14 protein-coding genes and 1 pseudogene are annotated in these 12,504 nt (G+C 69.2%); 11 read left to right on the top strand and 4 right to left on the bottom strand.

From position 1 onward, the window contains the following. The 5 genes from AC30N0_RS12190 to AC30N0_RS12210 form a co-directional block, all read left to right on the top strand. The coding region (locus AC30N0_RS12190; RefSeq protein WP_489518178.1) for a cbb3-type cytochrome c oxidase subunit I at positions 1-620 on the top strand (620 nt) is incomplete at its 5' end. 22 nt (positions 621-642) lie between these two features. Next, positions 643-753 carry a cytochrome oxidase small assembly protein gene (locus AC30N0_RS12195; RefSeq protein WP_489518179.1) on the top strand — a complete coding sequence of 37 codons (111 nt, stop codon included), beginning with the start codon at positions 643-645 and terminating at the stop codon, positions 751-753. Continuing rightward, positions 753-1,340 (top strand): cytochrome c oxidase assembly protein, encoded by a 588-nt coding sequence (locus tag AC30N0_RS12200; protein ID WP_489518180.1) that lies wholly within the window; start codon positions 753-755, stop codon positions 1,338-1,340. The genes AC30N0_RS12195 and AC30N0_RS12200 overlap by 1 nt, the downstream gene beginning before the upstream one ends. Beyond that, positions 1,337-1,591: a DUF2970 domain-containing protein gene (locus AC30N0_RS12205; RefSeq protein WP_489518181.1), complete on the top strand. Its 255-nt coding sequence runs from the start codon at positions 1,337-1,339 to the stop codon at positions 1,589-1,591. The genes AC30N0_RS12200 and AC30N0_RS12205 overlap by 4 nt, the downstream gene beginning before the upstream one ends. Positions 1,592-1,643: 52 nt before the next feature. Next, positions 1,644-2,528 (top strand): cytochrome c oxidase subunit 3, encoded by an 885-nt coding sequence (locus AC30N0_RS12210; RefSeq protein ID WP_489518182.1) that lies wholly within the window; start codon positions 1,644-1,646, stop codon positions 2,526-2,528. A 64-nt stretch (positions 2,529-2,592) separates the two neighbouring features. On the opposite strand, the gene AC30N0_RS12215 is transcribed toward AC30N0_RS12210, so the two are convergent. Continuing rightward, positions 2,593-2,814 carry a DUF2909 family protein gene (locus AC30N0_RS12215; RefSeq protein ID WP_489518183.1) on the bottom strand — a complete coding sequence of 74 codons (222 nt, stop codon included), beginning with the start codon at positions 2,812-2,814 and terminating at the stop codon, positions 2,593-2,595. Between the two features lie 15 nt (positions 2,815-2,829). Between AC30N0_RS12215 and AC30N0_RS12220 the strand changes: the two genes are divergently transcribed. The 5 genes from AC30N0_RS12220 (at position 2,830) to AC30N0_RS12240 (ending at position 6,895) form a co-directional block, all read left to right on the top strand. Beyond that, positions 2,830-3,546, top strand: coding sequence for an SURF1 family protein (locus AC30N0_RS12220; protein ID WP_489518184.1), 717 nt, complete (start codon positions 2,830-2,832; stop codon positions 3,544-3,546). Positions 3,547-3,634: 88 nt separating this feature from the next. Next, entirely contained in the window at positions 3,635-4,231 is a 597-nt protein-coding gene (locus AC30N0_RS12225; RefSeq protein WP_489518185.1) for a hypothetical protein, read from the top strand. Beyond that, positions 4,228-5,367: a COX15/CtaA family protein gene (locus tag AC30N0_RS12230; protein ID WP_489518186.1), complete on the top strand. Its 1,140-nt coding sequence runs from the start codon at positions 4,228-4,230 to the stop codon at positions 5,365-5,367. The genes AC30N0_RS12225 and AC30N0_RS12230 overlap by 4 nt, the downstream gene beginning before the upstream one ends. Positions 5,368-5,375: 8 nt before the next feature. After that, a complete protein-coding gene (gene cyoE, locus AC30N0_RS12235; protein WP_489518187.1) occupies positions 5,376-6,296 on the top strand; it encodes a heme o synthase in 921 nt (306 codons plus the stop codon). Next, complete coding sequence (locus AC30N0_RS12240) at positions 6,275-6,895, top strand: SCO family protein (RefSeq protein WP_489518188.1); 621 nt, start codon at positions 6,275-6,277, stop codon at positions 6,893-6,895. Before cyoE ends, AC30N0_RS12240 begins: the two co-directional genes overlap by 22 nt. Positions 6,896-6,941: 46 nt before the next feature. On the opposite strand, the gene rpoH is transcribed toward AC30N0_RS12240, so the two are convergent. The 3 genes from rpoH to ychF all read right to left on the bottom strand — a co-directional run bounded on the left by rpoH (position 6,942) and on the right by ychF (position 12,299). Next, positions 6,942-7,862, bottom strand: a complete 921-nt coding sequence (gene rpoH / locus AC30N0_RS12245) for an RNA polymerase sigma factor RpoH (RefSeq protein ID WP_489518189.1) — start codon at positions 7,860-7,862, stop codon at positions 6,942-6,944. A 216-nt stretch (positions 7,863-8,078) separates the two neighbouring features. Further along, positions 8,079-11,180: an ATP-binding protein gene (locus tag AC30N0_RS12250; RefSeq protein WP_489518190.1), complete on the bottom strand. Its 3,102-nt coding sequence runs from the start codon at positions 11,178-11,180 to the stop codon at positions 8,079-8,081. 24 nt (positions 11,181-11,204) lie between these two features. Then, a complete protein-coding gene (ychF, locus tag AC30N0_RS12255) occupies positions 11,205-12,299 on the bottom strand; it encodes a redox-regulated ATPase YchF (RefSeq protein ID WP_489518191.1) in 1,095 nt (364 codons plus the stop codon). A 79-nt stretch (positions 12,300-12,378) separates the two neighbouring features. Here ychF and AC30N0_RS12260 point away from each other — a divergent pair. Then, a pseudogene (locus tag AC30N0_RS12260) lies at positions 12,379-12,504 on the top strand (pirin family protein); the annotation flags it as partial.

Here is a 12,504-nt window from a genome sequence, read left to right on the forward strand (position 1 = left end):
TGAAGATTTTCAACTGGATAGCCACCATGTGGCAGGGCTCCATGACTTTTGAGACCCCCATGCTGTTTGCGGTGGGCTTTATCTTTGTGTTCACCATGGGTGGATTTACCGGTTTGATTTTGGCCATTGCCCCGATCGATATTCAGTTGCAGGACACCTATTACGTGGTGGCGCATTTCCACTACGTGCTGGTGGCCGGCTCGCTGTACGGCATGTTCGGCGGCTACTACTACTGGGCCCCGAAGTGGACCGGCGTGATGTACAACGAGACACGCGGCAAGATTCACTTCTGGGGCTCGTTGATCTTCTTCAACGTGACCTTCTTCCCGATGCACTTCCTCGGTCTGGCCGGCATGCCCCGCCGGTATGCCGACTACCCGATGCAGTTCGCCGACTTCAACATGCTGGCCTCCATCGGCGCGTTCGGCTTCGGTCTGATGCAGGTGTACTTCTTCTTCTTCGTCGTGTTGCCCGCCATGATGGGCAAGGGCGAGAAGGCGCCGCAGAAGCCGTGGGAAGCCGCCGAAGGCCTGGAATGGGAAGTGCCGTCGCCGGCACCTTTCCACACCTTCGAGACGCCGCCCAAGCTGAACGCCGCGGCCAACAAGATCGTCGGCTGAACCTTGCACTGAGTTGCTGACCATGACGCCCGAGCAAAAGAAGAACAACCGCAGGCTGGGTTTGATCCTGGCCTCGGTGGCGTTCATCTTTCTCGCCGGCTTCCTGGCACGTGCCGTGTTGTTTGGTCTGTGATGAAACCTGAGCGCGCACTGCTGGGTGACAACCGCCGCATGCTCGGCAAGCTGGCGGTTGTCGCGGGGTTGATGTTCGGCTTCAGCTACGGGCTGGTGTCGATGTACGAGCAGATCTGCGAGGCGCTCGGCATCAACGTGCTGGCACTCTCCGAGCGCCAGGTGCCCGGCAACTCGAAGGCCACACCGGCCAACACGCAGGTTGATCGTTCACGCACCATCACCGTCGAGTTCGATGCCAACGCCCGCGGCCCGTGGGAGTTCAAGCCCGCCAAACGGTATGTCGAGGTGCACCCGGGTGAGCTGACGACGGTGATGTACGAGTTCAAGAACGTCCAGAACCGCACCATGGCCGCACAAGCCATCCCCAGTTATGCGCCCAAGCAGGCCACGACGTACTTCAACAAGCTCGAATGTTTCTGCTTCAACGAATACACGCTGCAGCCGGGCGAGGCCAAGCAGTGGCCGGTGGTGTTCGTGATCGACCCCAAGTTGCCCAAGGACGTCAAGACCATCACGCTGTCGTACACCTTCTTTGAAGTGGGCGGCAAGCTGGCGGTGGTTCCGGCCAAGGAGCCGCGCCTGTGAGCAACGACGCGAGCGGTGGAGGCGGTGGAGGCCTGAAAGACGCGGTTCAGCGCAAGGGCTCGTTCGGTCAGACCTTGCGTGCGGTGGGTTGGTCGTTTTTCGGCGTGCGCAAGTCGACCGAGCATGAAAAAGACGTGGCCCAGCTCAACCCGGTGCACGTGGTCATCGCGGCGCTGATGGGTGTGGGTGTATTCATTGCAAGCCTGGTGCTGATCGTGCGCTGGGTGTTGTCAAGTGGCGTGGCCACCTGAAGCGGTTTTTGAGTTTCAAGATTTCAAGAAGATTCGATTCGTAGGAGAAAACATGTCGGCAGCGACGCACTCGGGGCAAACCCCTCATTACTTTGTTCCCGCACCTTCGCGGCACCCTGTCATGGCCTCCATCGGCCTGTTCATGGTGATCTTCGGCGCGGGTCAATGGATCAATGGCCAAGGCTGGGCCGCCTACCTGGTGCTGTTCGGCCTGCTGTGGTGGGCCTTCGTGCTCAAGCAGTGGTTCGGCGACTCCATCAAGGAAAGCGAGGGCGGCCTCTACAGCGACCGCATCGACGTCTCCTACCGCTGGAGCATGAGTTGGTTCATCTTCTCCGAAGTGATGTTCTTCGGCGCGTTCTTCGGCGCTTTGTACTGGGCCCGTTTGCACGCTGTTCCCAACCTGGCCAGCCTGGACAACGCCGTGCTGTGGCCCGACTTCAAGGCCTTCTGGCCGAGTTCGGTGGCTGGCGCCACCGCGTCGCCTGCGGGCATCGTCGAGCCCTTCACGACCATGGGCCCGTGGCCGATTCCGACCATCAACACCGCCTTGCTGCTGACCTCGGGTGTCACGCTGACGATCGCCCACCACGCGCTGATCGCGGGCCACCGCGTCAAGACCATCGCCTGGATGTGGATCACGGTGCTGCTCGGCGTCCTGTTCCTGGGCCTGCAGGCGTACGAATACATGCACGCGTACCGGGACCTGAACCTCAAGCTCAATTCCGGCATCTACGGTTCGACGTTCTTCATGCTGACCGGCTTCCACGGCTTCCACGTGTTCGTCGGCATGCTGATGTTGCTCTTCATCACCCTGCGCATCATGCGCGGCCATTTCACGCCGGAGCGGCATTTCGGCTTCGAGGGCGCTGCCTGGTACTGGCACTTCGTCGACGTGGTCTGGCTGGGCCTGTACATCGTCGTGTACTGGCTCTGAGGTTCCCTGCGGGGCGTGCGCGGCGCGCTCGGCGCCCGCGGCGCTGGATCGAGCCGGCCGCCGCTCAGCGCGACAGCGGCATCCCGGTGGGCTGGATCCAACCCAGCGCCCAGGCGCCGAGGATGCAGGCGAAGACGAGCACCGAAACGGCGATGCGCACGGCCAGCGCCCGCATCATGCCGCCGCCCTTCGAGCCGCCGTCGCGGCCGCCGCGGATCATCAGTACGCCTGCGGAGATCAGTGCGCCGAGGATGACGGCGAAACCCAGGCCCAGCAGCAGCTTCATCACGAAGGATTATCGATGCGCCGCGAGCTCGTCGTGATGTTGGCGGCTCTTGCCGGCGTCGCCCTGACCGGGCGCCTCGGCCTGTGGCAGCTCGACCGGGCGGAGGAAAAGCTCGCCCAGCAGTCGGCGCTCGAAAGCCGCGCCGGGCTCTCCCCCCTCGACGCAGCCGGCCTGGCCCGCGACCCTGCCCGCGGCGAGGCCCAGCACTTCAGGCGGGTCTCGCTGAGCGGCCGGTGGCTCGCCGAGCGAACCGTGTTCCTGGACAACCGGCCGATGGACGGCCAGGCCGGCTTCATCGTCGTCACGCCGCTGCTGCTCGACGACGGCAAGGCGGTCCTGGTCCAGCGCGGCTGGCTCCGGCGCAACTTCGTCGACCGCACGGTCCTGCCGCAGGTGCAGACGCCGCCCGCGCGCGTCACCGTGGAAGGCACGGTTGCCACGCGGCTGCCGCGGCTGCTGGAGTTCTCCGCGGCGGCGAGCGGGCCGATCCGGCAAAATCTCGACATCCCATCGTTCGCCCGCGAGTCCGGCCTAAACCTGCTGCCGGTCTCCGTCGTGCAGCGGGACGGCCCCGGCAGCGCCGTCGACGGTCTTCTCCGGCACTGGCCGGCGCCGGCCACCGATGTGCACAAGCACCACGGCTACGCCTTCCAATGGTTCGCGCTCGCGGCCGTCATCATCGTCCTCTATGCCTGGCATCGATTCATCCGCCCGCGCTTCCGCCGCTCCTGAGGGGGCCGGGCTGGTCAGCTTCAGCGTCCACTCGCTGCCGTCGCCTGGCGATGCGCAGGTGAAGCGGACGGCTCGCGGCCGTCTGTGGATGTTGCTGATCCTGATCGTCTGCGCGGCCCCGGTGGTCGCGTCGTACCTCGCCTTCTTCGTGGTCCGGCCGGAGGGTCGCACCAACTACAGCGATCTCGTCGACCCACCCCGGCCCCTGCCGGCGGGCCTGCCGCTGGCCGACCTGCAGGGGCGACCGGTGCAACCGCAGTCGCTGCGCGGCCAGTGGCTGCTCGTGGTGGTGGCTGGCGCCGCCTGCGACCGGACCTGCGAACGGCACCTGTGGGTGCAACGCCAGCTGCACGAGAGCCTCGGCCGCGAGAAGCAGCGGGTCGACAAGGTCTGGTTGATCGACGACGGCGGCACGCCCCGGGTCGAGACGCTGGCTGCCACCGGCGCCGCTTCCGGCACCGGCTTCGCCTTCGCGCCGGCGACGGCCCTGCGCACCCGCCGGGCCGAGCTCGCCGGCTGGCTGGAGCCCGCCGCCGGACGAGCGCTCGAGGACCACCTCTACCTCGTCGATCCGCGCGGCGGCTGGATGCTGCGCACGCCCGCCGACGTCGACCCGGCACGGCTGAAGCGCGACCTCGACAAGCTGCTGCGCGCCTCGTCCGGCTGGGACCGGCCCGGCCGATGAGTCCCGACATCGTCCTGACGCCCCTGCTCGGTGTCGTCGGCGTCGGGCTCGTGCTCGCCCTCGTGCCGCTGCTCTGGTTCTGGCGCCGCCACCGCAGCACCGGGCCGCGGTCGCGCCTGCGCGCGCTGGCCCTGCTCACGCTGTTCCTCAGCTTCGACCTGGTCCTGCTCGGCGCCTTCACCCGCCTGAGCGACTCGGGACTCGGCTGCCCCGACTGGCCGGGCTGCTACGGCCACGCCAGCCCGATCGGGGCGAGCGAGCACATCGCGCGGGCCGAGGCCGAGGTGCCCACCGGGGCCGTCACCCACCGCAAGGCCTGGATCGAGATGGCCCACCGCTACTCGGCGACGGCGATCGGCCTGCTCATCCTGACTCTCGCCGTGATGGCCTGGCGCGCCGCCCGGCGCGACCCGGCCGTGACGGCGACCTGGGCCGCGGTGACCCTGTTCTGGGTCTGCGTGCAGGGCGCATTCGGCGCGCTCACCGTCACCATGCGGCTCTACCCGGCGATCGTCACTCTGCACCTGCTCGGCGGGCTGGCGCTGCTGGCGCTGCTCTCCATCCAGGCGGAGAGCTACGCACCGCGGCCGGTGCCCGCCTCGCCCGGCCTGCGCGTCGGCCTGCTCACGGTGGCGGGGCTGGCCCTGATGCAGATCAGCCTCGGCGGCTGGGTCAGCACGAACTACGCCGTCCTGGCCTGCCAGGACTTCCCGACCTGCCAGGGTTCGTGGTGGCCGGCGATGGACTTCGGCGCAGCCTTCGCCGTCCAGCGGCCGCTCGGCGGCGGCGCGGACGGCGGCTACCTGCCTTTCCAGGCGCTGACCGCGATCCACATGGCGCATCGCCTCGGCGCGGCCGTGCTGCTCGCCGCGATGGCGGTGCTCGCCTGGAAGATGCATCGCCGTGGCGGCGCGCTCCGGCCCTGGGGCCATGCGCTCGTCGGCATCGGCCTCTGGCAGGTCGCGAGCGGCCTGTCGAACGTGCTTCTCGGCTGGCCGCTGGTCGCGGCGGTTGCGCACACCGCCGGCAGCGCGGCCCTGGTGGTCGCGCTGACGATCCTGCTCGTGCGCAGCGGGCGCCGCTCCGCCGCGCCGGCAGAAGCCTGGGCCGGGCGGGTGCGGCCCGCCGCTTCCTAGAATCCGACATGTCCGAGACGCTCGCCTCCGTCGTCACGCCCAGCGCCTCGCCGCTGTCGAAGGCGCGCCAGTTCTACGCGCTGACGAAGCCGCGCGTCGTCCAGCTGATCGTCTTCTGCGCCGCCATCGGCATGCTGCTGGCGACGCCGGGCCTGCCGCCGTGGCGGCTGGTTCTCGCCGGCGTGGCCGGGATCTGGCTCGTCGCCGCCGCGGCAGCGGCGTTCAACTGCCTGGTCGAGCAGCGCATCGACGCGCGCATGGCGCGGACGTCCTGGCGCGCCACCGCCACCGGCGAGCTGACCAGCGCCCAGGCGCTCGCCTTCTCGGCCGCCCTCTGCGCCGCCGGCGGCGCCATCCTCTGGTTCCTCGTCAACCCGCTCACCCTGTGGCTGACGCTGGCCACCTTCATCGGCTACGCCGTGATCTACACCGTCGTCCTCAAGCCGATGACGCCGCAGAACATCGTCATCGGCGGCGCCTCGGGGGCGATGCCACCGGTGCTCGGCTGGGCGGCCATCCGGGGCGAGGTCGGGCCGGAAGCGCTCATCCTCTGCCTGATCATCTTCCTGTGGACGCCGCCGCATTTCTGGGCCCTGGCGCTGTACCGGGCCGAGGACTACCGCCGCGCCGGGCTGCCGATGCTGCCGGTGACGCACGGGTCGGAGTTCACCCGCCTGCACGTCCTTCTCTACACCCTCGTCCTCTTCGCCGCGACCCTGCTGCCGTTCGTCGAGGGCATGAGCGGGCCGATCTACCTCGCCGCGGCGCTCGTCCTCGGGGCGATGTTCACGGGCTACGCCTGGCGCCTGTGGCGCAGCTACTCCGACGCCCTGGCGCGCAAGACTTTCCGCTTCTCCATCGTCCACCTGGCGCTGCTCTTCGCGGCCCTGCTGGCCGACCACTATCTATGGCCGCTGCTTTCCACCTGACCCGGCGCCGGATGGCCTTGGCCGCCCTGGCGACCACTGCCCTGGCAGGCTGCGACAGGCTGGCCTGGCCGGGCGCCAAGCCGACCTTCCACTCGACCGACATCACCGGCGCCACCTTCGCCCGCAGCCTGGAACTGCCCGACATCGATGGTCGCACCCGCACCCTGGCAGACTTCGCCGGCAAGGTGACGGTGGTCTTCTTCGGCTACACGCAGTGTCCGGACGTCTGCCCGACGACGCTGGCCGAGATGGCGCGGGTCCGCAAGGAACTCGGTGCGCAGGGCGATCGCCTGCACACGGTCTTCATCACCATCGACCCGGAGCGCGACACCCCGGAGATCCTGCGCGCCTACGTCACGAACTTCGGCCCGGGCGTCACCGCCCTGCGCGGAACGGCCGAGCAGACGACCGCCGTCGCCAAGGAGTTCAAGGTGTTCTTCGCCAAGTCGGCAGGCAAGATGCCAGGCAGCTACACCATGGACCACAGCGCGGCGTCGTTCGTCTTCGATCCGGCCGGGAGAGTGCGGCTCTACGTGCCGTACGGCGGCGACCCCCAACGCCTGGTCGCAGACCTCAGGCAGCTCCTCGACTCCGCCTAGAAGCTGAAACGGCCCCCGCAGGGGCCGTTTGGGTGCCAGCCCGCCGCTACGCGGCCGTCAGCGCCTTGCGCATCTTCTTCATGGCCGCCACCTCGATCTGGCGGATCCGCTCGGCGCTGACGCCGTACTCGCCGGCCAGGTCGTGCAGGGTCATCCCGCCCGAGGAGTCGTCGTTGACCTTGAGCCAACGCTCCTCGACGATGCGGCGGCTGCGCGCATCGAGCGAGTCGAGGGCCAGGGCGATGCCATCGCCGGCGAGCCAGTCGCGGTCCTTCGCTTCCATGACCCGGGTCGGCTCGGAGGCTTCGTCGGCCAGGTACGCGATCGGGGCGTAGCTCTCCTCGCCGTCGTCGTTCTGCGGCTCGAGCGCGACATCGCCGCCGGACAGGCGCGTCTCCATCTCGAGGACCTCCTCGCGCTTGACGTTCAGCGACCGGGCCAGCGTGTCGACCTCGGCCTGGGTCAGGGTGGCCCGGTGCGTGTCGTGGTCGTCAGCGTCGTCCTTCATGCTCTGCTTCATCGAGCGCAGGTTGAAGAACAGCTTGCGCTGGGCCTTGGTCGTCGCGACCTTGACCATCCGCCAGTTCTTCAGGATGTACTCGTGGATCTCCGCCTTGATCCAGTGCATCGCGTAGCTGACCAGGCGAACGCCCTGTTCCGGGTCGAAGCGCTTGACCGCCTTCATCAGGCCGACGTTGCCTTCCTGGATCAGGTCGCCGTGCGGCAGGCCGTAGCCCAGGTACTTCCTGGAAATCGACACGACCAGGCGCAGGTGCGACACGACCAGGCGACCGGCCGCCTCGAGGTCGCCGTCGGCGCGCAAGCGGCGGGCGAAGTCGGTCTCCTCCTCCTGGGTCAGGAGAGGCACCCGGTTGACGGCGCTGATGTAGGCGTCGAGGTTGCCCAGCGACGGAACGATGGCCCACGGATCACGCAGGGCCAGGGCGGCAGAGGCGGGATGGTTCATGGCGATATCAGACACGGCTTTGCCCCTTTCGGTTCCCGAATATTAGCACTCGGACTATCGGAGTGCTAAGCCTGCTCCAATCTGCGCTATCGGTCCAGGCTATCAGGGTAAACGCGGCAATAAACGCGCCTGCGGCCTCTCAGCTGAACCCTGTGTCCATCGGATCCAGCACGTCGTCGATCACCGCCAGCAACTCCGTCACATCGACCGGCTTGGTCAGGTAGCGGACGGCGCCGGCCTGCAGGGCCTCGTCGATGCGCTGCGACGTGCGTCGGCCGAGACGGCGATGATCGGGATCGATGCCGTTTCCGGATCGGCGCGCAGATGCCTCAGCAGCTCCAGGCCGCTGATGTCCGGCAGGTGCATGTCGAGCAGGATCAGGTGCGGCGCCCGCAGGCGGACCGTGGCCAGGGCGTCGAGACCGGTCACCGACACCTCCAGCCGGACTTGCGCCCGCTGCGCCAGGATGCCGCGCATCACCTCGACGTTGGTCTCGTTGTCCTCGACGTAGTGGACGATGCGCCGATGGTAGGCCGCCGGCCTCGTCGCCAGGGCGTCGAGCGAGGACGGTACCGTGTCGGGATCGAGGGCGCGGTTGAGCTTGAGGATGAAGGAAGAGCCGTTCCCCGGCACGCTCTTGACCCGGATCGAGCCGCCCATCAGCTCGGCGAGCCGGCGGCTGATCACCAGGCCGATGCCGGTGCCCTGCAAGGCGGTCCGCTCCCGGCCGAGGCGGTTAAAGGGCTTGAACAGGCCGTCCATCTGCTCCGGCGTCATGCCCATGCCGGTGTCGGTGACCGAGATCTCCACCGAGTCGGCGGCGCCGAGCCGGCTCGTCACATGGACCCGCCCGCCGTCGACGTTGTACTTGACGGCGTTGCTGAGCAGGTTCGTCAGGATCTGCTTGACCCGCGTCGGGTCCCCGGTGACGGCGGCGGTCCCGGGCGCCAGTTCCTCGCTGATGCGGATGCCGCGGCGCGTCGCATCGCTGGCGACGAGGGCGGTCGTCGAGCGGACGATCTCGGGCAGGTCGAGCGTCGCCGACTCCAGGCGCATGTTGTCCGACTCGATGCGCGACAGGTCGAGCACGTCGTTGATCATGTCGAGCAGGTGCCAGCCCGCCTGCTGGATCTGCCCGACCCAGGGGCGCTGCGACGGCGCCAGGGGATGCGCCTGGTCGATCTCGAGGAGCTGGGCGAAGCCCAGCATCGCGTTCAGCGGCGTGCGCAGCTCGTGCGACATGCGCGACAGGAACTCGCTCTTGGCGCGGTTCGCGGCCTCGGCGGCCTCCCGGGCGTGCTCGGCTGCCTCGAGGCGCAGGTGCTCGGTGATGTCCTCGAACACGCCGACGATGCGCCACGGCTCGTTGTCCGCATCGCGCAGCAGCGACACGCTCGAGCGCACCCACACGGTCTCGCCCGCCTTGGTCACGAAGCGCCTGTGGCGGCGGTACATGGGAATCTCCCCGGCGACGAGCTGCGCCGTCATCGCCAGGTCGCCCTCGACGTCGTCCGGGTGGGCGAGGGCCGACGGGCCGAGCGCCGCGAGCTCGTCCTCGCTGTAGCCCGTCAGCTCGCAGAAGCGGGGATTGGCCTGGATGAGGCGGCCGTCGACGTCGGTGTAGACGACGCCGATCGGCACGTTGTCGAGGATGTTGCGGAAGCGCTGCTCGCTGGCGCGCAGGGCCGCCTCCGCGCTCTGCCGCTCCCCGACCTCGGCGCGCAGGGCGGCGGTGCGCTCGCGGACGGCGTTCTCGATGCGGCGCGTGCGCCCGGTGGTGATCAGGAGCGAGGCGCCGAGCATGGCCGCGGAGATCAGGCCGACGACCGAGAACCACCAGATGCCGGGATCGGAGAGGTCCGGGATCTCTTGCCGGCGGGCCGAGACGCGCAGCTCCCACGGCCTGCCGGCAAAGACCAGCGGGCGGTCGTGCAGCAGCGCCGGCTTGTCGGCCTCGCACCCCGGGCGGCCGGCAAGCCGGCGCAGTGCCGGCTCCGCCTGCGGATCGACGATGCACAGGTGCAGGTACGGCGGAACCTTGCCGGCGAGGCTTTCCAGCTGGGCGTCCAGGGACAGCGTCACGAAGACCACGCCACGCAGGCTGGTACGGCGATCGACGGCCTGGACCGGCTCGCCGTCGTACAGAGACTGGTAGAGCGCGACGCCAAGGCGCGGGTCGGAATTCGGTGCCCGGCCCGCCAGCGCGAACCCCGCCGTCGCCGCCGGGAGGCCGCTGTCGACGGCGAGCGCGATCGCGGCACGGGCGCCTGGCAGGGAGAGGGCTGTCGTCCCCGGAGGCAGGGCGCCGTCGGGGCCCGGCTCCACGTGGCGGAGCGTCAGCGCGTCGCCGGCGCCTCGCACTGCAGCGACGCCGAAGGGGGACGCGTCTTCGCGGCGGACGCGCTCGCCCCAGCCCATGCTGCGCACCGCACCCCCCTTGAGCCAGCTCTGCGTCGCCACCCGCATGTCGGTGCGGCTCAGTGCATGCGAGACGCTGAAGATGCCGTGCAGCGCCTCGAGCGCGCGCAGCGGCTCTTGCAGCTGCGCAGCGAGGATCAGCGACGCGCTGGCCGCTTCATGGTCGAAGCTGGAGCGAAGCCGCTCGCCGCTCCAGCGGTTCGCCTCGGCGAGGCCTAGGACGAGGAAGGCCAGGACCAGCGTCATCGTCAGCCCGACCGGGAGCCGGCGCGGTGCCCACTGCGAGCGCGGCCGGCCGATCAGGGTCAGCATGATCGGCGTGCCGATCAGGAGCCCGGCCAGTTCGCCCATCCAGCACGTGGCCCACGCGCTCCCCGCGTCGCCGGGCAACACCGAGCCGGCCGAGACCATCGCCCAGGTCGCCACGCTCGGCACGACGAGGCTGCTGGCACTGCAGGCGGCCACGAAGACGGCCACCTCGGCCGGCAAGGTCAGGGTGAGCGGCTGCCGCACGAAGCGGCGGACGAGGGCCGCGCCGAGCGCCGCCTGCAGGGTCGCGCCGAGCGACAGGGATGCCAGCACCAGGAGCGGAGCCGGCTCGGCCGGGCCGCCCGCCGCGACAGCGGCGCCGGCAAGCATCGAACCTGCCGCGACCCCCAGCAGCATCCGCCGCCCGTAGACCAGGACGCTGGCCAGGGCGATGCCGGCGGCCGGGTTGAGCGGAGACGCATGGCCGGCGGGCAGCGCCACGGCGAGCGCGACGAGCGCCGCCACCGCGGCATAGGCCAGCGCCGTCAGGACGAGCGGCACGCCCCAGTGCAGCCAGTGGCGCAGCGGCTCCGGGCTGACGGCCAGTGGCCCCGGCGAGGTGGGCAGGGCGGGAACGGCCGCGGGCAACATGAACGCGGGCGGCCGGGCCGGAGGTCAAACGTTGAACAGGAAGTTCAGCACGTCGCCGTCCTTGACGACGTATTCCTTGCCCTCGGCCCGCATCCGCCCGGCATCGCGGGCGCCGTGCTCGCCGCCGTGGGCGATGAAATCGGCGAAGGCGATCGTCTGCGCGCGAATGAAGCCGCGCTCGAAGTCGGTGTGGATGACGCCGGCCGCCTGCGGCGCGGTGGCGCCGATCGGCACGGTCCAGGCGCGCACCTCCTTCGGGCCGGCGGTGAAGTAGGTCTGCAGCCCGAGCAGCCCGAAGGCGGCGCGGATCAGGCGGGCGAGGCCGGATTCGGTCTGTCCCATCTCGGCCAGGAACATCTGCCGGTCCGCCTCGTCCATGTCGGCCAGCTCGGCCTCGGTCTTGGCACAGATGGCGACGACCGGGGCCGCCTGCCGCGCCGCGACCTCGCGCAGCCGGTCGAGGTAGGGGTTGCCTTCGAAGCCGTTCTCGGCGACGTTGGCGACGAACATCGCCGGCTTGGCGGTGATCAGGCAGAGCGGCTTCAGCACCGCCAGCTCTTCCCTGCTGAACGCGATCGAGCGGACCGGGCGCACCTCGTTGAGCGCGGCCTGGCACTTGTCCAGAACCTCGACCAGGCGCTTGGCCTCCTTGTCGTTGCCGCTCTTGGCGACTTTGACGTAGCGGGCCAGGCTCTTGTCGACGGTGGCGAGGTCGGCCAGGCACAGCTCGGTCTGGATTACCTCGATGTCGGAGACCGGGTCGATGCGGCCGGCGACGTGGACCACGTTCTCGTCGTCGAAGCAGCGAACCACGTTGACGATCGCGTCGGTCTCGCGGATGTGGGCCAGGAACTGGTTGCCCAGGCCTTCGCCCTTCGACGCACCGGCAACCAGCCCGGCGATGTCGACGAACTCGACGATCGCCGGGACCACCCGCTCCGGCTTGGCGATCGCCGCCAGCTGCCCGAGCCGTGCGTCGGGCAGCTCGACGATGCCCACGTTCGGCTCGATCGTGCAGAAGGGGTAGTTCTCGGCCGCGATGCCGGCCTTGGTGAGGGCGTTGAAGAGGGTGGACTTGCCGACGTTCGGCAGGCCCACGATGCCGCATTTGAGGCTCATGGGAGGGCGCAAGGCCAGAGTGCAATCCGGGATTTTAGGGGGGCCCCTACACTTCGCCGCCCTCACCCCGGAGCCGGTCGTGACCCAGTTGCAAACTCTCCAGCCGCACGCCAAGGACCTGGGCGGCGGCTTCATGGTCCGCCGCCTCCTGCCGGCTGCCGACCGCCGCGCCGTGGGCCCCTTCGTCTTCTTCGACCATTTCGGC

The sequence above is a fragment of the Rhizobacter sp. genome (assembly GCF_031412495.1).
Taxonomy (GTDB): Bacteria; Pseudomonadota; Gammaproteobacteria; order Burkholderiales; family Burkholderiaceae_C; genus Schlegelella_A.